Below are 24,690 nucleotides of genomic sequence, written 5' to 3' on the forward strand. Positions count from 1 at the left end.
CGTTGCTAGTTCGCGGCCGCTCGGGCCCGGTGTGCTCGCACCTTCGCGCGGTTGCCGCAGCGCTGCATCGAGCACCACCGGCGGTTGCCGCTGCGGGACGTGTCGAGGTAGACGTACTCGCAGTCTTCGGCCGAGCACTCCCGGATGCGCCCACCTGCCGCGGGTCCGAACAGCCGCACAGCGTCCCGGGCGATTGTGCCGAGCGCCTGGTGCGGGCGGGCGCTGCTCCGTCCAGCCTGGCGTGCGCCCCCGGCCAGCACCGGCGGTATGTCCGGCGTGGCCGCGAACAGGTTGACCACATCGACCAGGTCGGGGCTCAGACTCTCGCCGCGGCTGGCCTGGCGCGCGAGTCGCCCGATCGCCTCGCGGAGCGTTCTCGCGTCGGTGAACTCGCGATCTCCGGCTGTCGGGGCGACCTCGGGAAACCGCTCGGCGAACCATTCGTTGAGTTCTCTGGCATCATGGACCGTCTCCCCTTCGGGAGTGGTGAGGTCTCCGCCGGTGTAGGCGAAGTCGAGGGCGACCGAGCCCGCGTCGAACCACCAGTGCTGGCCGTCGGACGAGTCGATCCATTGGCCGGTCCCCCGGGAGTGCAGTGTCTCTGTCGCCATGTAACCAATATAGTCGGTTACGACGAGGAGCCGAATCGACGGATGCGCGATCGCTGGACGCGATAATGGTCGGGTGACTGCGACCCGCCCCGACCCCTCTCTTCCGCTCGACGGAGAGACCGTGCGCCTTCGGGCGCTGCTTCGCGAAGACCTGCCCGCACTGTTCGCGGCGATCGGGCATCCTGAAGTCTTCGCCGGCGGCTGGGGCGGCGGCTCGGCGGGCTACCGCGCCGACTACGAGGGCTGGCACGACTTCATCGATGGCTACCTGCAGTGGGATGCGGGCAACGTCTACGCGGTCTGCCTTCGAGCCGACGACGATCGGATCGTGGGCACGAGTACCCTCGGCGACTTCGATCTGGCCAACGAGTCCGCCCACATCGGCTGGACGGCATATGCCCCCGAGGTCTGGGGCACCCGCGTCAACGCAGAGGCTAAACGCCTGCTGCTCGGAACGGCCTTCGACCACGGCTTCGAGCGGGTGAAACTGCAGGCGGATGTAGTCAACGCACGGTCGCGCGCGGCCATCGAGCGCCTCGGGGCCAAGCCCGAGGGCATCCTGCGCCACACGCAGCGACGCGCGGACGGTACCTGGCGCGACACGGCCGTCTTCTCGGTGCTGCGTGAGGAGTGGCCGGATGTGCGCGACGGCCTGGACGCGCGCCTCGCGACGTCGACGGGCGTCGACCTCGAGAACGCGCGCTAGGAGCCGTTCTCGGCGATCGTGCTGCGCTCCGACTCGCTCGCGGCGGAGGCGGCCGTTCGACGTTTCGCCGCGGTGACCTCGCGGTGCTGCCAGGTGATCAGGTTTGCCGCGTCGAACCGGCGCGAGCACGCCCCGCAGGCGAGGGCGCGCGCGGGCTTGCGGTAGCGGTAATGGGTGTGACCGTTCGGGCACGTTCCCACCCAGGGCGCCAGCTCGTCGGCGATCGCGCCGCCGTGCAGCCGCTTGCCCTCGTAGCCGAGGTCGATGGCGATGGATCGCCAGCGCGGACCGTGCCCGGCACGGGAACCGGCGAGAGCGTGGGCGACCTCGTGCAGCAGGATCTGGTGGATCTCGTCGTCGTCGTAGCGCGAGGCCAGATACCGCGAGACCGTGATGCGCTTGGACGTGTAGTTGCAGAGCCCGGCGCGAGTCTTCGCGTTGTCGAAGTCGAAGCTCCAGACGTTCGTGTCGAGGTGCAGGGCGATGAGCGCGTTCGCCCAGCGCCGCACCCGATCGAGGTCGGCCATCAGCGACCGCTGCTCTCGCGCAGTGTGGTGGCCGACGGGACGTTCATGCTCCGCATACTACGCGGTGGTCCCGACACGGCTGAAGGGGTCGTCGAACTCACTTGCCGGGTTCGCTGCCGGGCTCCGGCGCGGCCGACCCCGGTCGCTCCGACTTCGCCTGGTCGACGAACGACTGCACCACGGCCACGGCGATGAGTGAGCTCTCGATGTCACTCGGGGATGCGCCGAGCTTCTCCCGCAGGAAGACAGCAGCGGTCACATCCGCCAGCGCGTTCTCGTACTCCTTGGCGTCGAAGTGGGTCTTGCCCCGGCTCTGCACGGCGAACGCCTCGAGTGCGGTCCAGTCGTGCGCGCGAGCCTCGTCGACGCATCCGGTGAGCTCGGTGATCGCCTCGTCGAGCTTGCCCTGGTACTGCAGCACCTGCGCGCGGCGCACGCGGGCGCCGAGCAGCTGTTCCCGATCACCCGTGAACCGGGCCTGCCGCACGGCCTCGTTGGCGACGTCCATCGCCTCGTCGAGGCGACCGAGCAGCCGGAGCAGCACCGCCTTCTCGTTGAGGGCGCTCAGGCTGCGCAGGCTTCCGAGTTCGTCGAGGCGCAGTCCCGCCGCGCGAAGGTCGACGCGTTCGCGCAGGGTGGACGGATCGTATCCGAGGATGATGCTCAGTGGTTCAGCTCCAGGTCGATGGACTGCCATCCAGACTAACCCGGCCGCTTGAACGACTGCGCCGGGATGAGCGGCACCTCGACCAGCTTGTCGTCTCCACGCCGCGGGCTGCCGCGGCCGTCGGTGTTGTTCGTGAGGATCCACAGCGCGTTCCCGTGGGCGACGACATCGCGGATGCGGCCGAAGGTTCCGTCGAAGAACGGCTTCGCGGTCACGGGCGCGCCTCCGCCGGTCGTCCAGATCGTCCACAGTCGCTCGCCGCGCAGTGCCGACATGAAGATGGTGTCGCCCACCACGGCCAGACCGCTCGGGCTGGCCTCGCTGGTCTTCCATTGGAAGACCGGATCGGTGTACTTCGGGTCGTTGCCGATGCCCTCGACGTTCGGCCAGCCGTAGTTCGAGCCCGGCTTGATGATGTTGAGCTCGTCCCAGGTGTTCTGCCCGAACTCGCTCGCCCACATCGTTCCATGCGAATCCCAGCCGATGCCCTGGGGATTGCGGTGGCCGTACGACCAGGTCGGCGAACCCGGGAACGGATTGTCGTTCGGCACAGCGCCCTCGGGCGTGAGACGCAGGATCTTGCCGCTCAGCGAGTTGACGTCTTGAGCGTTCGTGGAGTTGGAGGCGTCGCCCGCAGTGACGTAGAGCATCCCGTCGGGCCCGAAGGCGATGCGGCCGCCGTCGTGATTGCCGGCTTTCGGGATGCCCTTGATCACGTCGACCGGCGCCCCGATCGAGTAGCTACCCGGCACGCCGTCGAGCGGCATCCTGACGACCCGGTTGTCGGAGGCCGTGGTCTCGTAGGCGTAGAGGAAAGGCGGCGCGGACACGTTCTGGACGGCCAACCCGAGGAGCCCGCCCTCTCCGTTGTGGACGACGGCAGGGACCTTGCCGACAACGCGCGTTCCGCCCTGAGGGAGTCTCTCGAGGATCGTGCCCGAGTCGCGTTCGCTGATCAGCGCGGAACCGCTCGCCAACGGGACCACCGACCAGGGGGCATCCAGACCCGTCTCGAGGGTGGTGGTCTGGTCGCTGGGCTGCCACGGGATCGCCGGGATGGCCGGAAGGCTGCTCGACGGCGTCGGGCGGTGCGTGGGCGTGCGTGTCGCGCTGGGCTGCGCCGGGGGCGTCGCCGTGCAGGCCGCAAGCAGGGCGGCGACGGCCGCAAGGGCGACCCCCGCGCCGACGGAACGACGTGCTCGCATCAGACCCTCCCCGAACCTCGACGTGCCCGCCATGGTAACGCCCGCCGGTTCGAGAAGCGTGAGTCGCGGCGAATCGACCTTCCGAGGGGAGGGAAGGTCGATTCGCCGCGACTCGAACGCGGGCGCGCGCAGCGCGGGACGCCGGCGCTAGGCGGCCCGGCGGCGCCGGGTGACCAGGGCGGCGCCGAGGAGCGTCAGCACCGTGCCCCACATGCCGATCAGCCAGCCGTCGATGTTCGAGCCCGTCTTCGCCAGCTTCGTCGGGTCCGTCGGGTCGCTCGGCGGATCGACCACGACAACCGACGCGCAGGAGCTGTCCGGGTCGTCGCCGCACGGGTCGCTGACGAGCGGCGGCGTCCACGGGCCGAGCGGCGGAGTCGTGACGGTCGCCCGGTTCACGAAGCTGCCCGCCGCGGGGAACATCAGCGTGACCTGCAGCGCCATCCTGTCACCCTTCTTGAGCTCGACGACAGGCCACGTGACCACGCCGTTCAGCTCGGTGCCGCCCGCGCTCGACGAGACGTACGTCGAACCCGCAGGCAGGGTGTCCGTCACCTTGAAGGCCTTGGCGTCGAGGGCGCCGGTGTTCGTCACGGTGATCGTGTATGTCACCTTGCCGTTCTGATCCACCGCGGCCGAGTCAGCTGTCTTGGCGATCGCCAGCTGGCCGAACTCGTAGGTGTTGGTGATCGTCACGGTCTGAGAAGACGGAACCGCTCCGCTGACCGCGCCCGAGGCGATGTGGACCGAGCCATTCGACACCGATCGGGACGCCTCGCCGTAGCTGCCGGCGGCTCCTGCTTCGGCGATCGTGCAGTCGGCGCCGACAGGGATGCCGTCGATGCTTACCGTGTATCCCGCCGACTTCGCGAGCACCGGACTGGCCGACGCGCCCAGGTCGACCGGCGCTCCGGCAACGGTGCACGCAACATCAGCGGTGAACTCATCGGGCGCGGCCGAGGCCGCAGCGCCGGTCACCTGCTTGTCGATCTGCAACGGACCGGTCGCGATAGTCACGCCCGCTTTGACGGGTGCGCGCCGCACCATTCCGCCGCCCGTGAGGGATGCGGTCGCGCCGAATTGGTTCCACGCGTACGACGCCGGCGCAGCGATCGTGACGGGAGCGCCGTCGGGGGCCGCAGCCGTCGCAGGCCGGTTGACCGTGCGGTACCAAGCGGTGACCGCCCCACCCGCCGGCAGTGTGCGAGCCGCGGTGGTCGAGAAGTCCATAGTGACGCGCACGCCGGTGACAGCCGTCCAGTCGCCCGTGGCGGCGAAGACACCCGAGTCGATCCATGAAGCGGCCACCGGATGCGCGTCGCACGTCGGGTCCGTCGGCCAAGCCGTCGAGCCGTCGGGGTTGAGGCACACCGAGTCCGCCGTCGTGACCTGCCAGGTGACGGTGGTTCCCGCCGGAGCGTCGAAGGTCAGCCCGTAGGTCGGGTCGAACACCGGACGGTAGGTGGAGCCGCGGGAGGAGCCGGTCGCGAGCATCCTGTCGCCCGCGTGGGGAAGCGGCTCGACGAAGACGAGCGAGTCGTAGTTCACGGTCCCGCTGTTGGTCGCGCGCAGACGCCACTCGTCGGTCCCGCCCACCACGGTGTTCGCCGCGCACGGGGTGATGTAGTAGCCGTCGGCGTCGGGCGCACAGGTCGCCGTCGGGACGGATGGGTTGACCGCTCCGCTGACCGTGTGGCCGACGACGTCGCCCTTGACTCCCTTAACAGTGAACAGCGACGGACCGGTCACCGGCTGCACATAGTTCGTCGTGCCGCACTGGGTGGCGGCGAGACCGGTGAGCGTTCCCTGGCCGTTTCCGGAGGTGTTCGTGCACGCCGCGAGAGTCTGGGCCGTGGAGACGACCACTTGGTTCGTCGCTCGCTGCGTTCCGCTCAGCCCGGGCTGCAGAACCAGTCCGATCGCCACGGTGAAGCGCTCGCCGGGGGCCATCCGTGCCTGACCCGCGGGCCACATCAGCGTCAGCTTGCCGGTGCTCGCGTCGAGCGCGACTGTCGGCGTGAGCGAGAGCATCCCGCCCGTGCTGGTGCTGAACACGGGGTCCTCGCCGTCCCAGGCGAGGGATGTGGGCAGCGTGTCGACGAGGTTCCTCACGTCGAGGTAGCCGGTTCCGGTGTTCGCGAACGTGATCGTCCACGTGTTCGGGTCGCCGACACCCACCGTGTGAGTGTTGTTCGCCGGCGACTTGGCCACGTCGAGGGAGAACGTGCCGGGAAGCAACTGCATGGTCGCGGTTGCACCGGCGCTCGCGTCCGCGAAGACCGCCGGATCGTCGGTGCGGTGCGAGACCACGGTGACCGTGTCGGTCAGCGTGCTCGGGAACGGGATGGCGGTTCCGTCACGAGCGGTGTCGAGCAGCTGAACGTGCAGAACAGCACGCGCGGTGTAGTCGTCCGGCACGGCCATCCGGCTGAACAAGCCGCCGTCGGCTCGGCTGAACACGAATCGGATGCCCGTGATCTGATCGAGCGCGACCGTCGGCAGGGCGGCGGTCGCCGCTGCCGTGCCGGCGATCCACGTCCCCGTTCCGCCCGTCTGCACGTCGACGCGCGCCTGGTCGGCGCCCGCCGGCATCGTCACGTCCGACCCAGCGAACGAGGTCAGCTTGAAACGGTTCCAGAAGGCCTGGTCGACATCCGCGACGGTCACCTCGTTGGTGGCGACGGATGCGTTGCCCTGCGTCGCCGTGAGAGTGACGGCGACCGGGTTCTGCCGGTCACGCTCGAGCAGGCTCGAAACGGAGAAGGTCTTCGCCGCGGTGACGTCGAGCTCGCCGGTCGTGAGGGCGAGCGGTACGGCCGCGCTGTCGTTGGGGCGCGACTGCTGACCCGACGGGAACAGCACGGGGTCGTAGCTCTGGCTGAACGCATCCGTGTCGATGCTGATGGCCGTGACATCCCGGTCGGCGTGGCTGCGCTGCGTGACGCGCACCTGGGTGCTGAGCGTCATCGTGAGCGGGGACCCGGAGACAATGGAACCGCCGTTCAGGGCGGGATCCGTCCCCTGGTAGACGACGCTCACGCCGACCACGTCGAGGAGATCGGCCTCACCGAGGGCTGCGGCCGCGGTCATCGTGACCCCCGTCGTCGTGAGCGTGCCGTCGGCGGCTCGGTGCCAGAGCGTGACGAGGGATGCGTTCGCATCCACCTGGTCCGCGGGAACAGTGAAAGCGATCTTCGTGAGGTTCAGCCGCTCATACGGGCTGGCCGTCGAATACGTCTTGCCCGCGAACGGATCAGCCGCCCAGTCGGACGCGTCGGAGACGCACTCCGCAACGGCGCCGCTGCTGCAGGGCGCGGAATCGGTGACTCGCAGGTACGAAGCGCGCGACGTCGCGTCGTTCTTGGCGACGACCGTGAAGGTGTTCCGCGGATAGTCGACGGGGTCGACATCCGTCGACTTCGGCACGACGATCGTCGACCGTTCGCTCGTCTTCGTCACGCTGACGAGCGGCGGCTGATCGATGAGCGCAATGTTGTCCTCAGCCGCGACCGGACCGACGGGTGAGCCGTTCTGCACGCCCGAGACCGAGCTGCGGTTCCAGATCGCGCCGACGTGAGTGTCGTTGAACAGGCGGTGGGCGGTCACCCACGGATCGGGCGAACTCGAGTTGTCGACCCGCACGACGTTGCGCAACTGCCAGACGAGTCCGAAGCTGCGCGTCTCGGTAGACGAGATCGTGGCGATGCCCGAACCGATCGGTGGCACGAGGGCGCTCGTGCTCGCGCGGCGAGCGGCGTCATCCGGTTCGACGGTGATCCGCACGCCGGTGGTGGAGGCCGACTCAAGGTCAGTCAGGGTGTATCCGACGAAACCGGATGCGTTCATCCAGTCGCCGCCGGGCTTCGGCACGGTGGTCCAGGCGCCGTTGCGGAAGAGCTCGATCGCGGTGACCTGATCCCACTGAAGCAGTGGCTGCGACGTGAAGGAGACCGCAGCTATCTTCTTCAGGTCGAACGCATTGAAGACCGTGTTCGCGGGCAGGTTGGCGTCGCTCGCGGGATCGGTCACCGTCACCGCGGTATATCCGGTGTCGGTCACGCCCCAGTTCAGAACGGTGCCGGCCTGCTCACCGGACTGCGAGTCGAGGATGTCGACAGAACCGGTGAGATCGGGCTTGGTCCACTTCTTCGAGCCGCCCAGCGATCCCGAATCGCCCGAATGGGTGACGATGGAGCCGGTCGCTGTCGCGGTCGCCGGGGTGGTCTTCACGCCGGGGCCCGCGCTCGCGTCTGCGGTGCCGAGGTTCTGGTAGACGCTCGCGGACGCATCCGGAACCGAGGTCGGATCTCCCGTGGAGCGGAGGTCGGCCCGCGCTTGTGCGGTCAGAGCCGGGCTCACCGAGGTGCCCTGCGCGAAGCCACCCGTCTTCGTGAAGGTGAAGCGCACGCCCGTGATGTTCGGCACATCGCCGGTCGGGAAGGTGCCGCGGAAGATCTGAGCGGTCGCACCGTCCCCGGCGGGGAGGGTCTTGTAAGTCGCGCCACCGTCTGTCGTGTACTCGACGAGCAGTGTCGCCCCCAGTGGAATCTGGGTGGGCGCGACGGCGATCGGGTTGAAGGCGTTGAAGAAGTCGTCGGCGTTGCCCGAGCGCCACTCGTCGACGACGGTGATCGTGTCGGGTCGCACGTAGGCCGAGTCGGTCGAGGTCGTCGTCGGCAGCTGCGCGACGACCGTGGCGCCAGGAGCGACCGCGCCGCCGGGCGTGATCGACTTCGAGAGCACCAGCTTGATCTCAGGGAAGAAAATCTTCAGGGGCGCGGTCGCGGAAGCGGTCGCGGAGCCGGCGGCGTTCGTTCCGGAGACGCCGAGGGAGTTGGGCGCGTCGGCGGGGCTGTCCGCCTCGGCCACGAAATCATCGGCGGGAGTGATGCCGAACTGCGCCGTCGCGGTGACTCCGCTCGTGATCGCGCCGGTGTACTCGAGCGCGAAGCCGGTCAGGTGGGCGCCCGACACGGCAGGGGCTGGGGCGGTCGGAGTGGAACCGTTCGAGACCGCGATCGTGACGGGAGCGCCGGCCGAGTAGTACCAGACGACGGATGCGGCGGTCGCGCCGGTCGGGTAGGCGAGCGGCGCGGAGAACCCGCCGAACGCGAGCTTGTCGGTGAAGTAGTCGAGGTCGCTGAGCTTCAGCGAGGCCAGCGGCCCGTTCGAGTTGTTCTTTCCGGTGATGGTCGCGATCGCGGTCGTTCCGGCAGGGATGCGGTTGGGCGCGATCGTCTTACCCGCCGCGACCTTCACGTTCAGCGCACCGATCGTGTACGGCGCCTGAGCCTGCTTCGTCACCACGGCATGACCGGGGGCGGCGACAGAACCGGTGACCTTGTTCGTCACCGTAGCGCCGGTGACAAGGGAGGCGTTCGTGATGCGGTTGGTCGAGCGCTGCACGACGTTGAGGGGAACGCCTGCCGACGCGCTGAGGTCGATGGTCGCGCCTGCCGTGCTGGCGAAGGTGAAACGCAGGCCCGCGACATCGGCCGGGATCACGCCGGTGGGGAGCTGCACATCCGCGGCCGCGGTCGGCGGGCCGATCGCCCAGTGCCACGCGCCGGTTCCGGGATCGAACACATAGGCATCGACCTGAACGGTGTCGGCGCCCGACGGCAGCACGACGGTCCCGAACCCGGAGAAGTCGACGAGGGCGAACGGGTTCGCCGAATCCAGCGCGGTGGCCGAGTCGGCCGCGGTCGCCGGCTCCTGCAGCGCGAGGGTGCTCGCGACGACGTTCGACGTGTTCTTGACCGTGAGGCCGATCGTCGAGGCTGTGCCCGGGGCGAACTGCTGGTTCGCGGGCGTCCAGGTCTTGCCGACTTGCACATCCACCGTCTCGGGGATGCTGACCGTCACATCGGCCGTCGACGTCAGCGTCGACGCCGTCGAGGAAGTAGCGGTCGCCGTGTTGTGCACGGCCACGTTGTTGGAAGCCCAGGTGGGCGTGAGGCCCTGCGGAGCCTTCAGGGAGACCGTGACCAGGTATGTGCCGCCGGCCTTGATCCCGACGCCACCCGCATCCAGAGCCTGCCCGAAGGTCACCTCGAGGCTGCAGTTCACGGTCACGGAGGTCGAGCATCCGGAAAGCGTCTTCGTCGCGGGCTGGGATGCCGGGGTCACGGAGGTGCCCACGATGTCGAAGCCGCCGAACTGTGCGGGGAGCGGATCGATCAGCTTGGCGTCGACGCAGTCGTTGTCGTCGCAGCCGATCTCGATCGTGTACTGGAACTCGTCGCCGTTGGCGATCGTGACCGCCTTCTTGTCGTTCACGGTCTTCTCGAGCGTGAGAGAGGCATCGGCCGCGTAGGCGGGTGCGGCCAGCACGGTTCCGCCGACGAGAGCGACCACCAGCGCGGCGGTCACTGCTACGAAAAGGCTTCTGATCGGGTGTTTTTGGGCAGGGCGGAGCGCAAAAGGAGTCACGAAATCGGGTTTTCGGCTTCACGGAGAGTCGGGTGGCGCTCGTGAGGGCGGGATGGGGTAATCCCCTCAGCGGGCGACTCCAGGGTTCGGGTCCAGGAGTATCTCCGTCATTCATTTATATCGGCCGGTATGTCGAAGCCGGAAGACATTCTGTACCCCACCTTGTGGTGACAGTCCTCCAAATGGAGGACCGCAATTCGGCAATGAAAAAGGCCCCTCTCATGGAGAGGGGCCTTGACCGTCACTCGTCTCAGTCGACGACCTGGACGTCCTTCCAGAACGCGACGTAGTTGCTGTAGTCCTTGCCGACGCGCTCGAACGAGCTCGGGTACGGCGTGGGATAGCTCCAGGCGCGGTCCTGCAGCAGGGCCTCGCCGTTCTTCACAGAGAAGTACTGGCACTCACCCTTCCACGGACACGTGTATGGAGTGGGGCTCTTCTCGAGGTACTCGGCGTTGACGCTCGCCGGCGGAAAATACCAGTTGCCCTCGATGCGGATGAGCTCCGACTCGGGTGCCTCAGCGATGACGGTGTCGTTCAGAACAGCTTTCATAGGTCAAACCTCCTGACCGTGGCAACACGACGACCCGGCGGATCATTCCGAAGGTGTGCCGCCTCGCAGAACGTTCACCGAGCTCTCAGTGTCCACACGGCCGTACGGGGCGATCTCGGCCGGCGTGCGGCCCGCGGCGATCTGCTCCTGACCGGAGACGGATGCGGTGAGCAGGTGAGCCACCGCGCCACGCAATCCGGTGAACGCGGCACAGGCGACGGCTGCTTCCGGCGACGCGTAGTCGATGCCGACCGCGGCGAGCGCATCGATCACGGCGCCCGCGCCGAGCTGGTCCTCCACGGCGAAACGCCGCTGGTCGCCCGACGTCGGGGAGCCGGCGGCGACGATCGAGACCATCGCCCGACGGCCGATGCGCACCTGCTCATCGAGAATCCATGCCGCGACGACGGATGCGGTGGTCAGGCCTCCCGCGACGACCGCGGTCGACGCGGGAAGGGTTGCGAGGAGCTCCTGGATCGCGAGGTATTCGCCCGCATCTGCCGGAGCCAGCACGTCCACCCACACGACGATGTCAGCGTCCTGGCCGATGGCGCGTGCGCCGCCTGTGCCCCAATCGAAGCGCACCTGGTACTTGGCCTGGGCTTGCGGGGCGTGCTGTGGGGGCTGGGCCTGCTGGTGGGGCTGGGCGGTCGACTGCTCGGTCACCGAGCCATCGTAGCCCGGCCGGAACGGCGTCTCGCTTGTGGGTCGTCCGGTGACGGCGGCCACATCTGCTGACGGATCACCTCGAAGTCGTGGCGCGAGATCTCGATCACGCCGCGGCGCAGCTGGTAGCCCCAGTTCGGATTGTCCCGGGTGAACTCCAGCACGGGAAGGAGTGGGCGGATGGGCGCCGACACAGCCTCGTGCTCCCAGTCGACCCGTCGCCGCCAGGGCAGGAAGTCACCGGCCGGCCCCCGCATCATCACGCCTTGCGTGACCTGGAAGACGTCGTCGTCGGCGATCCGTCCGATGGCGGTGAACTCTTTCAGCGGCTCCCCGTCGGGGTAGGCCGTCTTCGGGGAGTAGTACACGAATCCGTCGGCCGTGTTCATGTGCACCAGCGGGGCCTTGGCGCCGTGATTCACCTGCACGAACCCGCCCGCGACCCCGCGCAGCACATGCTCGCGCTGCACGACTCCGAGCCAGAACCGGATGGGCATGTTCCAGTTGTAGCGCATCCCTCCGTCACAGGCGGTCGCTCGTGTCGCAAGATGGACGAGCACAATGCGATCAGATTGTTCAATTCCGCGAGGAGACGAAGCAGTGCAGACCGAGGACGAGCGGCGCGAAGAGGCCCGGCGCACGATCGAAGCCGTCTGGCGCATCGAGTCCGGCAAGCTCATCGCTGTTCTGGCGCGTCTCGTCGGCGATGTCGGGGTCGCCGAAGAACTGGCTCAGGATGCGCTGGTCGCCGCCCTCGAGCAGTGGCCGGAATCGGGTGTCCCCCGCAACGCCGGCGCGTGGCTCACCGCCGTGGCCAAGCGTCGCGCCATCGACGGCTGGCGCCGCCAGGAGCGACTCGACGACCGGTACGCACGGCTCGCCCGCGACCTCGAGGTCGAGTTGGGCTCCGACGATCCCGCTCTGGCTGTCGAGGACGAGATCGATGACGATCTCCTGCGCCTCGTCTTCGTTGCGTGCCACCCGGTGCTCACCAAGCCGTCGCGGGTGGCGCTCACGCTCAAACTCCTGGGCGGTCTCACCACTGACGAGATCGCGCGTGCGTTCCTGGTGCCGTCGGCGACCATCGGCCAGCGCATCTCGCGCGCCAAGCGCACCCTCTCGGACTCGCACATCCCCTTCGAGGTGCCCGAGCGGGCGGAGTTCCCGGCGCGGCTCAGCTCGGTGCTCGAGGTCATCTATTTGATCTTCAACGAGGGATACTCGGCGACGGCCGGGGAGGACTGGATCCGCCCATCCCTCTGCCAAGAAGCTCTGCGACTCGGCCGGGTGCTCGCCGAACTCACCCCGCGGGAGCCCGAAGTTCATGGGCTCGTTGCGCTCATGGAGTTCCAGGCGTCGCGACTCGGCGCCCGCACCACGCCGGACGGCGAGCCCGTGCTGCTGCAGGACCAGGACAGGGCGCGCTGGGACCGCATCCTGATCGGTCGCGGTGTTCACGCCCTCGCCCGGTCGGACCGGCTCACCGGCGGTCGCGGGCGCGGTCCGTACGCGCTGCAGGCGGCGATCGCAGCCTGCCATGCGACCGCGCCCAGCGCCGACGACACCGACTGGGAGCAGCTCGTCACGCTCTACGGAGCACTGGCCGACCTGATGCCCTCGGCCGTCGTCGAGCTCAATCGCGCCGTCGCGCTCTCAATGGCGCATGGGCCGCAGGCCGGCCTCGAGGTCGTCGACCGCCTCGCCGCCGAGGGGGCGCTCGATGGCTACCACCTGCTGCAGAGCGTGAGGGCCGACCTGCTGTTCCGCCTCGATCGCCGCGCAGAAGCCCGCGAAGAGTATGAGCGAGCGGCCGCTCTCACCGCCAATCAGCGCGAACGCGCGCTGCTGCTTGCCCGCGCGGAAGCCTGCTGACGGCGAGCGTCGCCGGCATGCTCCACATCTCCCGCATTTCCCCAGCCGCTAGGCCCCGTTTGCGCGAGACTGTATGGATGCGCGTGCTGCTCAAGTTCGTTCTCGACTGCGACCCGGATGCGGCGTGGCGGGCACTCCAGAGCCCGACCGCGTTCCGGGAGGTGGCGTTGCCGTGGTTGGACTTCCGTCCGGAAGGCTCCGACCGGCTCCCCACGGTCTGGGGCACCGAGGAGTACCGCGTCAGCGTGCGTGCGCTGGGGGCCATCGGCGTCGGCACCCAGGCGATCAAGCTGAACGCGATGGGCGCGCGCGAGCCGGGAGTGCGCATCCTGAGAGACAGCGGCGGAGGGACCAGCGGCCTGCTCGCCGCCATCCCGCACCTCGACCACCGGATGGCGATCGCGCCCGACCCGGCGGGACCCGACGCCGACGGTCGCATCCGCACGCTTTACCGAGACAAGCTGGACGTGCACGCGGGTCTGCTGACGCCGCTCGCGTGGTACACCCTGTGGGCGTTCTGGCAGTGGCGCGGGCTCCAGCTGCGCCGGCTCGCGCCGACGTGGGCGTACGATCCGCCGCCGCCGGAGGGCGATCCGGTGGCCGAGCCTGTGGCCTCCGACGAACCTGCGACCGGCGCCACCGCCACCGCTGACCCTGAGCATCCTGACAACCCGGAGGTACCCCGATGACCGACACAGAGACACCGGCAGCCGCAACCCCTCGCGGGCCGTCACAGCCGTGCAGACCGCCGACTGGCGCCGGCGCGTCTTCGGGATGTACGCCTCGGTGCGTCAGCTCGCAGCCACCGACCCCGCCACCGCCCACGCGCACTGGATCTCGTGCCGCAACGACCTGTTCGCATCGCATCCCGCGAGCCCACTGCTCCCCGAGGACCGCGCCGACTTCATGGGCCTCCCGGTCGTGCCGTACGACCCGGACTGGCGATTCGAGGTGCCGATCCTCGCCCCGAGCGAGCCCCGCCGGATGGATGTGGACACGGGCACGGACGGAACCGTGCCGTTCGAGCTGCTCGGGACCGCGCGCATCCCTCTCGCCGGAACACTCGACGTCTGGCGGCTGGAGTCGTACGGCGGCGGACTCTTTGTACCGGTGAAGGATGCGCTGGCCGGCAAACCCGGCGGAACCTACGGCGGCGGACGCTACCTCATCGACACCATCAAGGGCGCCGACCTCGGCCTGGACGCCTCCGACGGCGAGCCCACCCTCGTGCTCGACTTCAACTTCGCCTACAACCCGAGCTGCGCGTACGACCCCGCCTGGGCGTGCCCGCTCGCGCAGGCGGGCAACACCCTCCCGATCGAGGTCCCCGTCGGCGAGCGCTACACCGGCTCGTACTGACCGCCGCGCTCACCCCTCTCCGCCGGCGCCGAGTGGCGCCAAATCGACCCTCCCGCGCCCCCGGAAGGTCGATTTGCCGCGAGTCGCGGCTCGCGCAGGTTCCCGGGCGCGCGGAAGGTGCGTTCGGCGCGACTCAAAGCGCCGGCGCGCGCAGCGTCAGCGCGTGACGAGGGTGAGGCGCTGGGTGGGGCGGGTCATGGCGACGTAGAGGGATGCGGCGCCGCGCGGGGTCTCCGTGGCCAGCGCATCCGGGTCGGCTAGCACCACAGCGTCGAACTCGAGACCCTTCGCCTCGTAGCCGGTGAGCACGGCAATCGGACGCATGAGTCCGGATGCGCCCCGCGCCGCCAGCTCGCCGAACCGGTTCGCCACCGCCTCCGCCACCGCATCCACCTCGGCCGTCGGCGCGATCACGGCCACCGTGCCGCTGGCGTCGATGTCGCGGTCCGCCTGAACGGCGTCTGCGACCGCCTCGGCCAGAGGTGAACCCTCCGCCGAGACGTTCCGGATCGGCCAGTCGCCCTCGCGCACGGCCTGCGTCCGGGTGATCGGCAGCCCGGCCTCCTCTGCCATCCGCTCGGCCTCGCGCGTGATCTGCGCGGGCGTGCGGTAGTTGACGGTCAGTTCTTCGAGCCGCCACGCATCCTTGAAGTGCGGAGTGAGCGCTGCTTCCCAGCTCGTGGCGCCGGCGGCCGATGCCACCTGAGCGATGTCGCCGACGATCGTGAACGACTTCATCGGGCTGCGCCGTACGAGCACGCGCCACTGCATCGGGGAGAGCTCCTGCGCCTCGTCGACGACGACGTGGCCGTAGGTCCAGGTGCGGTCGGCGGCCGCCCGCTCGGCGGTGGTCCCGTTGTCGACCTGCTCCGCGAATCCGTCGGCCAGCTGCTCGGCACTCACCAGACCCTCGACGCCCATGTTCCGGATGGCCGCGCGTGCGTTCTCGAGGTCGCGCTTGCGCTGGCGGTCCCGCTCGCGGGCTCCCGCATCCGGTTTGCCGGGGAATGCCCCGAGCAGTTCCGCCGCCTCGTCGAGCAGCGGCACGTCGCTCACCGTGAAGAGCGCGCTGCGGTCGCGGTGCAGGGATGCGCGCTGCGCGTCGGTCCAGCGCGGCGTCAGCTCGGCGAGCCAGGCGGGCCGCGCGTAGAGGTCCTGGATGAACTTCTCGGGGGTCATCGGAAGCCAAGCCGTGTTGAGCAGCACCCGCACGTCGTACGACGTGCGCAGATCTTCGCGGAGCACCTTGAGGTCGGCCTCGTCGATCGTGGCCCCGCGCTGGCGCAGCTGTGCCGCGAGCTTGTCGGTGAGCTCGCTGAGAGCCTGCTTGACGAACGTGACGCGGGCGAGATTGTGCTGTTTGCCGCTTCGCTGCGCCCGGGCGATCGCGCGGGTCACCAGTTCGGGCTCGACCACGAGACGTTCGCCGTTGATCTCGACCGTCTGCGGTTCCGTCGGCGCCTTCTGCCGAGAACGGACGGCCCGCGACAGCAGTCGCACCATCTGCGCCGACCCCTTCAGCCTCGCGGCAAGGGGCTCGTCGTCGTGAGTGGCCTCGATGCCGGGGAACAGCTCCCCCAGCGTCCGCATGACCACGCCAGTCTCGCCCAGCGACGGCAGCACGGCCTCGATGTACCGCAGGAACGCGACCGACGGGCCCACAACGAGGACTCCGGATGTGCTCAACCGTTGGCGATTCGCATACAGCAGGTAGGCGGCCCGGTGCAGTGCCACCGCGGTCTTGCCCGTGCCCGGTCCGCCCTGCACCACGAGGGCGCCGCGGAGGTCGGAGCGGATGATGCGGTCCTGCTCTGCCTGGATGGTCGCGACGATGTCGTGCATCCGGCCGGTTCGCTGGGCGGTGAGGGCGGCGAGCAACGCGCCCTCGCCCTGCACGACCTCGCTCCCCGCATCCCCACCGTCGAGCAGAGCCTCGTCGAAGACCTCGTCGTCGACGCGGGTGACCTGCCGACCGCTCATCGTGAGGTGCCTGCGGGCGCGGACGCCCATCCGTTCGCTCGCGGTGGCCTGGTAAAAGGCACTCGCCTGCTGCGCGCGCCAGTCGATCAGCAGGGAGACCTGGTCGTCGTCGCGCAGTCCGATGCGGCCGATGTAGCGGTGTGCTGTGCCGTCGACAGGATGCTCGAGCAGCAGCCGGCCGAAGACGAGTCGGGAGTCGACCTCCCGCAGTTGGCCGAGCTGGTCCTCGTAGAGGCGGGCGAAGGCGTCTCGTTCGCTGCGCGCCTGGTGGTTGCTCCCGACGCTCTCACGCCTGACGCGGGTGAGCCTCTCCTCTGTTTCGACACGGAGTGCGTCCAGTCGTTCGTAGAGCCCGGCAACAACGCTGCGCTCACGTTCGAGCTCCGATTCCAGCACGCAGACCACCCTCTCGATCCAGGGCCGATAGTCTACGACCTCCAGCCTGGGAGGCGCTTGGAGCCCGATCCTGTAGACTGGTACCACTTGCGAGTCCAAGAGGGACTCCCTGCGTCGCAGAACGCACCTCGCGCCGCGCCGGGCAACCGCCCCGTGAGCGTCGATTTTTTCTACGGCGAACGATCGTGCCGCACGGCACCTTCGCCATTTTCACCCCGAACGACGCAGCACCGACGTGTGCGGCGGACGCGGGGTCTCGATGCCTGAAAGGCACCACTCCTTTGTCAGAACAGACTTTCTCCTCCCTCGGCGTGCCCGCGCCGCTCGTCGCCGTGCTCGCGGCCGACGGTAAGACCGAGCCGTTCCCCATCCAGGCGGACACGCTCCCCGACACCCTCGCCGGGCGCGACGTGCTCGGCCGCGGTAAGACCGGATCCGGCAAGACCATCGCGTTCGCGCTGCCCATGGTCGCGCGCCTCGGCGGCAAGCTCGCCGGCGGCAAGCGCCGGGCCGGGCGTCCGCTCGGGCTGGTGCTCGCACCCACCCGCGAGCTCGCCACCCAGATCACGGCCGCGATGCAGCCGCTCGCCGACGCGTACGGCCTCAAGTCGACCACCATCTTCGGTGGCGTCAGCCAGCAGCGCCAGGTCGCGGCCCTCAAGGACGGCGTCGACATCGTCGTCGCTTGCCCCGGCCGCCTCGAAGACCTGATGAAGCAGGGCTTCGTCTCCCTCGACGCCGTCGAGATCACCGTGCTCGACGAGGCCGACCACATGGCCGACCTGGGCTTCCTCCCCGTCGTCACGCGCATCATGGACAAGACCCCCAGCGGCGGACAGCGCCTGCTGTTCTCGGCCACGCTCGACAACGGCGTGGACAAGATCGTCAAGCGCTACCTGCAGAACGAGGTGCTCCACTCGGTCGACGAGGCCACCAGCCACGTCGACGCGATGACCCACCACGTCTTCGAGGTCGAGAGCCTCGAGGGCAAGAAGGACCTCGTCGAGAAGCTCGCCTCGGGCCTCGGTCGCCGCATCCTGTTCACCCGCACCAAGCACCACGCCAAGAAGCTGGCCAAGCAGCTGACGGCCTCGGGCATCCCGGCCGTCGACCTGCACGGCAACCTGTCGCAGGTCGCGCGCGACCGCAACCTCGCCGCCTTCGGTGCCGGGGATGTGCGCGTGCTGGTCGCGACCGACGTCGCCGCCCGCGGCGTCCACGTCGACAACGTGGAGCTCGTCGTGCACGTCGACCCGCCCATGGAGCACAAGGCGTACCTGCACCGCTCGGGCCGCACCGCGCGTGCCGGCAGCGCCGGTGACGTCGTGACCGTGATGGTGCCGAGCCAGCGCTCGGACGTCAAGACCCTGCTGCGCAAGGCCGCGATCAACGCTCAGCCGCAGGCCGTCGACGCGACCTCGCCTGCCGTCACGAAGCTCGTCGGCGAGACCGCCGCATACGTGAAGCCCGTTCCGCGCGAGGAGAACCCGCGCGGCAACGGCGGCGGTGGCGGACGCTCGCAGGGCGCGAACGCTCAGCGGAAGCGCGCTGCGCGCGACGGCCGTGTCGAGGGCGCCGGTAACGGCGGCCGCTCGGGCGGACGCAACGGTGGCGGCAACGGCGGACGTAACGGCGGCGGAAACGGCGGCCGTGACGGCGCTCGCGACGGCGCCATCGGCGGCGGCCGCAGCACCGACTCGGGCGCTGGACGTCCGCGTCGCGACCGCTCGGGTCGCCCCGCGGCCGCATCGTCCGGTGCCGCGTCGACTGGCGCATCCCACGGCTCCAAGTCGCAGGGCTCCAAGACGCGCGGCGGCAACTCGGGCCACGGTGCGGGCAACGGCCTGCGCGTCGGCAGCCTTGTCGGCGGCAGCACGCAGCGCGGCAACGGATCGCGTCGCGCCCGCGGCTGATCCGGCACCAATTTTGACAGGCGCAGGATGCGCGGCCCACGGGTCGCACATCCTGCGCCTGTCGCGTTTCAGCACCGCGACCGGCTGATAGCGCCCTGTGCGCGCCCGCCCAGCGGAATGCTCAAGCTGTCTCGCGCGTTATCCACAGCATGGCTACTACTGAAATCACGACGGCCAACCACGACGCCACGGTCTCGGAGGGCATCGTCCTCCTGGACTTCTGGGCCGACTGGTGTGGCCCCTGTCACATGTTCGCACCCGTCTTCGAGAAGGCTTCCAACGAGCACTCCGACATCACCTTCGGCAAGGTCGACACCGAGGCGCAGCAGGATCTGGCTGCCTCGTACGGGGTCCAGTCGATCCCGACGCTCGTCGCCTACCGCGACGGCATCCCCCTGTTCTCGCAGGCCGGCGCCCTGCCGTCCGAGGCGGTCGAAGACCTCATCAGCCAGCTGCGCGCGCTCGACATGGACGAGATCCGCGCCGAGTACGACAAGCAGGTCGCCGAGAACGCAGCCAAGTAGCTCCGGCTACTGGTTCCGGCTGGTCTCGCGTTCCGGTTCCGCATTCACTGAGTCGCGTCCGGTGCATCCTCCCGAGGTTCGGGAAGGTGCGCAGGGCGCGACTCAGTTGTGTTTCGGGGGTTCCGCGGACACAGAGGGGGCCCGGGTGCCGGGGAAGGCTTTGCGGGCGACGAGGATCACGGTGAGGCCCGCCACCATGAGCGCAGCGCCGACCCAAGGCAGTGCGCCAAGTCCCGAGAACTCGAGTGCGGCGGCTCCGATCGCGGCGCCTCCCGCAATCCCGACATTGCTCGTGGCGTTGACCCAGGCACCCGCGATGTCGGGCGACGTCGCGTGCGTGCGCACCGCAGCCGTCTGGAAGAAGGATGGCGCGGCGCCGAACGCGGCGTTCCACACCGCCGCGCCGATCAGCACGGCGACGAACGACGGATAGCCCAGCCCGATCCCGATGATCCCAAGGATCGAGACGCCGATCACGATGATGCCGCTCCAGCGACGCCAGCGGTCGAAGGTCGCGGCGCCGAACCAGAGCCCGAAGAGCCCGCAGGCGCCGATCCCGATCAGCAGCGGACCGACTGCCGCCTCGGTCGCGCCGCTTCCGAGCAGGATGACGGCGACGTACGTGTAGACAACGAACTGGCCGAGATACGTGAGCCCGTTCGCACTGACCGCCGCGACCAGGCGACGACGGCCCTCCCGATTGCCGCTCGTGGGCGTCGGGTTCTCGTTGCTCACACCCGGCAGCACGATCGCGATCGCGACCGTGGTGAGTGCGCTGAGGACGGTCAGCGTCCCGAATGCGACCCGCCAGCCGAGAGCATTGCCCAGCGAGGTCAGCAGGGGAACGCCCAGGATGAGCCCGGCCGATACGCCGGCCGCGACGAGCGCATTAGCGCGGCCGATGAACTCGCGGTCGACGAGTCGCGCCGAGTATCCGATGCACAGCGAGAAGAACAGCGCGTGCGAGACGCCGCCCAGCCCGCGCCCGACGGCGACCAGCGCGAAGTTCGGGGCGACCGTCACGATTGCGTTGCTCAGTACGAACACCACGAGCGTGCTGAGCAGCATCGCCTTACGCGGAAAACGACGGGTCAGGATGGTGAGCGGCACAGCGAGCACGGCAACCGCGATCGCGTAGACGCTGACGAGCAGCCCCGCGATCGACTCCGAGACGTCGAAGGCCCGGCCGATCGCCGGGAGCAGCCCCACCGGCAGAACCTCGGTGGTCACGGCGAGGAACGCGGCCAGTGTCAGGGCGATGAGCCCGCTGAGCGCGGGGCGGATGCCTCGCGCATCCGGATGCGTCTGCGTTCCGGTCTCCCCTTGCCGGATACCCATCAGGCGAGCCTACCGCCCTCGGTTCGGGATGCTCCAGGCCCGGTCGCGCGCAGGATCCGTGACACTATCGTGAGTGAGGCGAAGCACGCCCGGTGGAAACGAAGGTGTAGCCATGAACGATCTGAGCGGCCGCGTCGCGGTCGTCTCCGGCGGTGCGAGCGGGATCGGACTCGCCTCAGCGCGTGCCCTGGCCGAGGCCGGCGCGTCGGTCGCCATCGCCGATCTCGACGGCCAGACGCTGGAGCGTGCGCTCGAGAGTCTCAGCAGCTCCGGCAGCGCCGACGGCGAGCGCGGCGACCACCTCGCACTCGTTACTGACGTCACCGACGAGGCGTCGATCGCTCGCTTCATCGCAGCCGTGCTCGACCGCTTCGGCCGCATCGACATCGCCGTGACCGCCGCCGGCATCCAGACCTACGGCGACGTCGCGGCCACCACAGCGGCAGACCTTCACCGGGTGCTCGACGCCAACTTCGCGGGAACGTTCCTCTTCGTGGCCGGGGCGCTGCCGAGCATCCGGAACTCGGATCACGGATCGATCGTGCTGGTCTCCTCGGTGCAGTCGACCGCGTCTCAGGCGAAGGTGGCGGCGTACTCGTCGACCAAGGCGGCGCTGAACGCTCTCGCGCGCTCGCTGGCCGTGGATGAGGGTCCGCATGGTGTGCGCGCGAACGCCGTGCTCCCCGGGTCCGTCGACACCCCGATGCTGCGGGCATCGGCGCGCAAGTTCTCTGACGGCACGGATGCACAGGTTGAGGCGCTCGTGGAGCAGTGGGGCCGCTCGCATCCCCTCGGCCGGGTCGCGCAGCCCGAGGAGGTCGCCGCGGCTGTGGTGTTCCTCGCCTCCGACCGGGCGAGCTTCATCTCGGGCGCCTCCCTGCCCGTCGACGGCGGCCTGCTCGCCGGCCTCGCCGTCGGGCTGCCCGAATGAGCGACGGTGTGACCGTCGAGACCGTCGCCGAGCTCGGCGCGGATGTCGGCGAGGGCCCGGTCTGGCTTGCGGACACGTCCGAGCTGCTCTGGGTGGATATGGAGCCCGGCCTGCTGCACCGCACTCGCTACGACGGGAGCCTGACCACGAGCACGACGACCACGTCGACGGGCCTCTTCCTCGGTGCCGTCGTTCCTCGCGTCGACGGCGGCTTCGTCGCAGCCACGGGTACCGGGTTCGCACGGCTGGCCGAAGAAGGCTCGGTCGAGCTCGAGGTCTACGTTCTCGACGCCGGCTTCCGGATGAACGACGCCAAGTGCGATCCGGCCGGCCGGTTCTGGGCGGGGAGCACCGATCGGGGGTTCGCGCCCGGGCGGGGCGCTCTGCACATCCTGAGCCCCGATTGGACGAGCCGGGTCGTGCTCACCGGGCTCACCCTGCCGAACGGGATGGGTTGGAGCCCCGCCGGGGACGTGTTCTATCTGGCCGACACCATGACGCATGAGGTCTTCGCCTACGAGGTCGACCCCGACACCGGGCTTCCCGGGCGCAGTCGGCTGCTGCACACATTCAGCGACGGCGACGGGATGCCCGACGGCCTCTGCATGGACGATACCGGATGCCTCTGGGTCGCGCTCTGGGGCGGTAGCGCGGTCGCCTGCCTCACCCCCGACGGCGAGCGCATTCGAACGGTCGAACTTCCTGCAACGCAGACGTCGTCGTGCGCGTTCGGCGGTCCCGACCGGGACATCCTCTTCGTCACCTCGGCCGCGAGCGGGCTCGACCCGACCGAGACCGGACGGAACGAAGGCGCACTCTTCGCCGTGCGCGGCCTCGGCCGCACCGGGCCTGCTCCCGCGCGTTTCGCCGGCTGACCAACCCGACACTCGACCGACCCCCACTCGACAGGACACCATGAGCATCCGCCTCTCCCTCGGACACGTCGACAGCTACGACGACAGGGTCGCCGCTTTCGCGCATCAGCTCGGCCTCAGCAGCGTGCAGCTCCACAACCCGGACAATCTCGACAACACCGGACCGTTCTGGGCGTACGACGACCTCAAGGCCCTGCACGACCGGGTGACCGGCGACGGTCTCGCGATCGAGGGGCTGGAGAACGTGCCGTCGTCGCAGTTCTGGAAGGTGCAGCGCGGTCTTCCTGGGCGGGATGAGCAGCTCGAGAACTACCGCATCACCATCCGGAACATGGCGCGGGCCGGGTACACCGTGCTCGGTCACCACTTCATGCCGACCTACGTGTGGCGCACCGACATGTTCGCTCGCGGGCGCGGAGGCGCGCTCGTCAGCTCGTTCGACCTCGACCGGTCGGCCGAGGTGAACATGCTCGCCACCTACAAGCTCAGCTCCGTCGAGCCCCTCGCCGAGCCGATCGACGCCGAAACGATGTGGGCGAACTACCAGTACTTTCTTGACGCGGTTCTCCCGGTGGCCGAGGAGGAGGGCGTGCGGTTGGCGCTGCATCCGGATGACCCGCCCGTCGACGAGCCGCTGGGAGGTGCGGCACGCATCTTCATCTCGCCCGACTCGCTCATCGAGGCCCACCGCCGCGCCGGCGGCAGCCCGGCCTGGGGGCTCGACTTCTGCATGGGGACCGTCTCGGAGATGGGCGGAGAGGATGCGGTCAACGTCGTCATCGACGCGCTCGGTCCGGTCGGCGCGATCGCGTACGTGCACTTCCGCGACGTGATCGGAACCGTACCGTCTTTCCACGAGGGCTTTCTCGGCGAGGGCAACTTCAACCCGGCGCGCGTGCTGCGCCGGCTCGACGCATCCGGATTCGACGGGTTCCTGATCGACGACCACGTTCCGGCCATGATCGGCGACGGGGACACCTGGGGCGACACGAGTTCGGCCGCATACTGCAGCCGGGGCCGGGCGCACGCGATCGGTTACATCCAGGGCGTGCTGAACGCCCTCGCGTGAGCTGACCCGGCCAGGGCCGGGACCTGGCCTGACGTTCCTCCGCGCCGGTGCTAGCGTCACGAGAGTCCGTTCCCTTCGAAAGGTCCTCATGAAGTACACGCGTCTCGGCAGCACCGGCCTCGAAGTCTCCGTGGTCACTCTCGGGTGCATGAGTTTCGGCGAACCCGATCGGGGTGCGCACGAGTGGTCGCTGACCGAGGACGCGAGCCGTCCGCTCATCCGTCAGGCCATCGAGGCCGGAATCACCACGTTCGACACCGCCAACGTGTACTCGGCGGGCAGCAGCGAGGAGATCGTCGGACGCGCTCTGGCCGACTTCACGACCCGCGAAGAGGTCGTCATCGCGACCAAGGTGCACGGCAGGATGCGGCGCGGCCCGAACGGCGCCGGCCTCTCGCGTGCCGCCATCCTGACCGAGATCGACAACAGCCTGCGCCGCCTCGGCACTGACTACGTCGACCTCTACCAGATCCACCGCTGGGATCCCGAGGTGCCGATCGAGGAGACGATGGAGGCGCTGCACGACGTCGTCAAAGCAGGCAAGGCGCGGTACATCGGGGCGTCTTCGATGTTCGCTTGGCAGTTCGCGAAGGCCCAGTACACGGCCGACCTCGGCGGTTGGACCCGGTTCGTCTCGATGCAGGATCAGTACAACCTCATCAATCGCGAGGAAGAGCGGGAGATGCATCCGTTCTGCCTCGATCAGGGCGTCGGCGTGCTGCCGTGGAGCCCGCTCGCCCGTGGCAAGCTGACGCGTGACTGGGATGCCCAGACCGCTCGGTCGGGTGCCGACAAGTTCGGCGGAACCCTCTACAAGCAGGATGTGGAAGGCGACCAGCGCATCGCCGAGGTCGTCAAAGAGGTCGCGGACGAACTCGGCGTGACTCGCGCGCAGGTGGCCCTCGCCTGGGTGCGGCAGCAGCCGGCCGTCACGTCACCGATCGTGGGTGCAACGAAGCCCCTGCACCTCGAGGATGCGATCGCATCCGTCGAGCTGACACTCACCCCCGAGCAGCTCGAGCGTCTCGAGGCGCCTTACCGCGTTCGCGAGCCGGAAGGCTTCTAG

The 24,690-nt window shown here is 69.1% G+C and carries 20 protein-coding genes; 10 read left to right on the forward strand and 10 right to left on the reverse strand.

Translation table 11 applies throughout. The features are described from left to right. Positions 1-5: 5 nt before the first annotated feature. Positions 6-611: a CGNR zinc finger domain-containing protein gene (locus tag ACQ86A_RS17270; protein WP_431278162.1), complete on the reverse strand. Its 606-nt coding sequence runs from the start codon at positions 609-611 to the stop codon at positions 6-8. A gap of 73 nt (positions 612-684) precedes the next feature. On the opposite strand from ACQ86A_RS17270, the gene ACQ86A_RS17275 reads away from it, so the two are divergent. Continuing rightward, positions 685-1,317, forward strand: a complete 633-nt coding sequence (locus tag ACQ86A_RS17275) for a GNAT family N-acetyltransferase (protein ID WP_431278163.1) — start codon at positions 685-687, stop codon at positions 1,315-1,317. Here ACQ86A_RS17275 and ACQ86A_RS17280 read toward each other — a convergent pair. The 7 genes from ACQ86A_RS17280 to ACQ86A_RS17310 all read right to left on the reverse strand — a co-directional run bounded on the left by ACQ86A_RS17280 (position 1,314) and on the right by ACQ86A_RS17310 (position 11,927). Continuing rightward, complete coding sequence (locus ACQ86A_RS17280) at positions 1,314-1,844, reverse strand: SprT-like domain-containing protein (protein WP_431278164.1); 531 nt, start codon at positions 1,842-1,844, stop codon at positions 1,314-1,316. The two genes, ACQ86A_RS17275 and ACQ86A_RS17280, sit on opposite strands and share 4 nt — an antisense overlap. Positions 1,845-1,941: 97 nt before the next feature. Further along, positions 1,942-2,541 (reverse strand): hypothetical protein, encoded by a 600-nt coding sequence (locus ACQ86A_RS17285; protein ID WP_431278165.1) that lies wholly within the window; start codon positions 2,539-2,541, stop codon positions 1,942-1,944. Positions 2,542-2,546: 5 nt separating this feature from the next. Further along, complete coding sequence (locus ACQ86A_RS17290; protein WP_431278166.1) at positions 2,547-3,716, reverse strand: PQQ-dependent sugar dehydrogenase; 1,170 nt, start codon at positions 3,714-3,716, stop codon at positions 2,547-2,549. Positions 3,717-3,863: 147 nt separating this feature from the next. Then, positions 3,864-10,088, reverse strand: a complete 6,225-nt coding sequence (locus tag ACQ86A_RS17295) for a DUF5979 domain-containing protein (RefSeq protein ID WP_431278167.1) — start codon at positions 10,086-10,088, stop codon at positions 3,864-3,866. A 310-nt stretch (positions 10,089-10,398) separates the two neighbouring features. After that, positions 10,399-10,701, reverse strand: a complete 303-nt coding sequence (locus ACQ86A_RS17300) for a DUF427 domain-containing protein (protein ID WP_431278168.1) — start codon at positions 10,699-10,701, stop codon at positions 10,399-10,401. A 42-nt stretch (positions 10,702-10,743) separates the two neighbouring features. Further along, complete coding sequence (locus ACQ86A_RS17305; protein WP_431278169.1) at positions 10,744-11,367, reverse strand: 2-phosphosulfolactate phosphatase; 624 nt, start codon at positions 11,365-11,367, stop codon at positions 10,744-10,746. Beyond that, positions 11,364-11,927, reverse strand: coding sequence for an EVE domain-containing protein (locus ACQ86A_RS17310; RefSeq protein ID WP_431278170.1), 564 nt, complete (start codon positions 11,925-11,927; stop codon positions 11,364-11,366). Before ACQ86A_RS17310 ends, ACQ86A_RS17305 begins: the two co-directional genes overlap by 4 nt. A 40-nt stretch (positions 11,928-11,967) precedes the next feature. Between ACQ86A_RS17310 and ACQ86A_RS17315 the strand changes: the two genes are divergently transcribed. From ACQ86A_RS17315 to ACQ86A_RS17325, 3 genes are all read left to right on the forward strand, one after another. Then, entirely contained in the window at positions 11,968-13,239 is a 1,272-nt protein-coding gene (locus ACQ86A_RS17315) for an RNA polymerase sigma factor (protein ID WP_431278171.1), read from the forward strand. Positions 13,240-13,316: 77 nt separating this feature from the next. Continuing rightward, complete coding sequence (locus tag ACQ86A_RS17320; protein ID WP_431278172.1) at positions 13,317-13,928, forward strand: hypothetical protein; 612 nt, start codon at positions 13,317-13,319, stop codon at positions 13,926-13,928. Between the two features lie 85 nt (positions 13,929-14,013). Further along, complete coding sequence (locus ACQ86A_RS17325; protein ID WP_431280478.1) at positions 14,014-14,598, forward strand: DUF1684 domain-containing protein; 585 nt, start codon at positions 14,014-14,016, stop codon at positions 14,596-14,598. A gap of 156 nt (positions 14,599-14,754) precedes the next feature. Here ACQ86A_RS17325 and ACQ86A_RS17330 read toward each other — a convergent pair whose 3' ends face one another. Next, a complete protein-coding gene (locus ACQ86A_RS17330) occupies positions 14,755-16,974 on the reverse strand; it encodes a HelD family protein (protein WP_431278173.1) in 2,220 nt (739 codons plus the stop codon). A 281-nt stretch (positions 16,975-17,255) separates the two neighbouring features. Here ACQ86A_RS17330 and ACQ86A_RS17335 point away from each other — a divergent pair, with 281 nt between their 5' ends. Further along, positions 17,256-18,887 (forward strand): DEAD/DEAH box helicase, encoded by a 1,632-nt coding sequence (locus ACQ86A_RS17335; protein WP_431278174.1) that lies wholly within the window; start codon positions 17,256-17,258, stop codon positions 18,885-18,887. A 149-nt stretch (positions 18,888-19,036) separates the two neighbouring features. After that, complete coding sequence (gene trxA / locus ACQ86A_RS17340) at positions 19,037-19,411, forward strand: thioredoxin (protein WP_431278175.1); 375 nt, start codon at positions 19,037-19,039, stop codon at positions 19,409-19,411. A 102-nt stretch (positions 19,412-19,513) separates the two neighbouring features. On the opposite strand, the gene ACQ86A_RS17345 is transcribed toward trxA, so the two are convergent. Next, positions 19,514-20,749, reverse strand: a complete 1,236-nt coding sequence (locus ACQ86A_RS17345; RefSeq protein ID WP_431278176.1) for an MFS transporter — start codon at positions 20,747-20,749, stop codon at positions 19,514-19,516. 112 nt (positions 20,750-20,861) lie between these two features. Here ACQ86A_RS17345 and ACQ86A_RS17350 point away from each other — a divergent pair, with 112 nt between their 5' ends. The 4 genes from ACQ86A_RS17350 (at position 20,862) to ACQ86A_RS17365 (ending at position 24,690) form a co-directional block, all read left to right on the forward strand. Continuing rightward, positions 20,862-21,680 carry an SDR family NAD(P)-dependent oxidoreductase gene (locus ACQ86A_RS17350; RefSeq protein ID WP_431278177.1) on the forward strand — a complete coding sequence of 273 codons (819 nt, stop codon included), beginning with the start codon at positions 20,862-20,864 and terminating at the stop codon, positions 21,678-21,680. Further along, on the forward strand, positions 21,677-22,555 hold the full coding sequence (locus ACQ86A_RS17355; protein ID WP_431278178.1) for an SMP-30/gluconolactonase/LRE family protein: 879 nt from the start codon (positions 21,677-21,679) through the stop codon (positions 22,553-22,555). Before ACQ86A_RS17350 ends, ACQ86A_RS17355 begins: the two co-directional genes overlap by 4 nt. 40 nt (positions 22,556-22,595) lie before the next feature. After that, positions 22,596-23,624 carry a mannonate dehydratase gene (locus tag ACQ86A_RS17360; protein WP_431278179.1) on the forward strand — a complete coding sequence of 343 codons (1,029 nt, stop codon included), beginning with the start codon at positions 22,596-22,598 and terminating at the stop codon, positions 23,622-23,624. A gap of 88 nt (positions 23,625-23,712) precedes the next feature. Then, complete coding sequence (locus tag ACQ86A_RS17365) at positions 23,713-24,690, forward strand: aldo/keto reductase (RefSeq protein ID WP_431278180.1); 978 nt, start codon at positions 23,713-23,715, stop codon at positions 24,688-24,690.

Origin of the sequence: Leifsonia poae, from assembly GCF_050632195.1 — a bacterium.
Classification (GTDB): Bacteria; Actinomycetota; Actinomycetes; order Actinomycetales; family Microbacteriaceae; genus Leifsonia; species Leifsonia poae_C.

Excerpts from the sequence above, each read along its gene's own strand:
- ACQ86A_RS17360 (WP_431278179.1), top strand. The coding sequence starts at position 22,596 with ATGAGCATCCGCCTCTCCCTCGGACACGTCGACAGCTACGACGACAGG.
- ACQ86A_RS17300 (WP_431278168.1), bottom strand. The coding sequence starts at position 10,701 with ATGAAAGCTGTTCTGAACGACACCGTCATCGCTGAGGCACCCGAGTCG.
- ACQ86A_RS17285 (WP_431278165.1), bottom strand. The coding sequence starts at position 2,541 with ATGGCAGTCCATCGACCTGGAGCTGAACCACTGAGCATCATCCTCGGA.
- ACQ86A_RS17345 (WP_431278176.1), bottom strand. The coding sequence starts at position 20,749 with ATGGGTATCCGGCAAGGGGAGACCGGAACGCAGACGCATCCGGATGCG.
- ACQ86A_RS17365 (WP_431278180.1), top strand. The coding sequence starts at position 23,713 with ATGAAGTACACGCGTCTCGGCAGCACCGGCCTCGAAGTCTCCGTGGTC.
- ACQ86A_RS17320 (WP_431278172.1), top strand. The coding sequence starts at position 13,317 with ATGCGCGTGCTGCTCAAGTTCGTTCTCGACTGCGACCCGGATGCGGCG.
- ACQ86A_RS17355 (WP_431278178.1), top strand. The coding sequence starts at position 21,677 with ATGAGCGACGGTGTGACCGTCGAGACCGTCGCCGAGCTCGGCGCGGAT.
- ACQ86A_RS17290 (WP_431278166.1), bottom strand. The coding sequence starts at position 3,716 with ATGCGAGCACGTCGTTCCGTCGGCGCGGGGGTCGCCCTTGCGGCCGTC.
- ACQ86A_RS17350 (WP_431278177.1), top strand. The coding sequence starts at position 20,862 with ATGAACGATCTGAGCGGCCGCGTCGCGGTCGTCTCCGGCGGTGCGAGC.
- ACQ86A_RS17325 (WP_431280478.1), top strand. The coding sequence starts at position 14,014 with ATGTACGCCTCGGTGCGTCAGCTCGCAGCCACCGACCCCGCCACCGCC.
- ACQ86A_RS17270 (WP_431278162.1), bottom strand. The coding sequence starts at position 611 with ATGGCGACAGAGACACTGCACTCCCGGGGGACCGGCCAATGGATCGAC.
- trxA (WP_431278175.1), top strand. The coding sequence starts at position 19,037 with ATGGCTACTACTGAAATCACGACGGCCAACCACGACGCCACGGTCTCG.
- ACQ86A_RS17280 (WP_431278164.1), bottom strand. The coding sequence starts at position 1,844 with ATGGCCGACCTCGATCGGGTGCGGCGCTGGGCGAACGCGCTCATCGCC.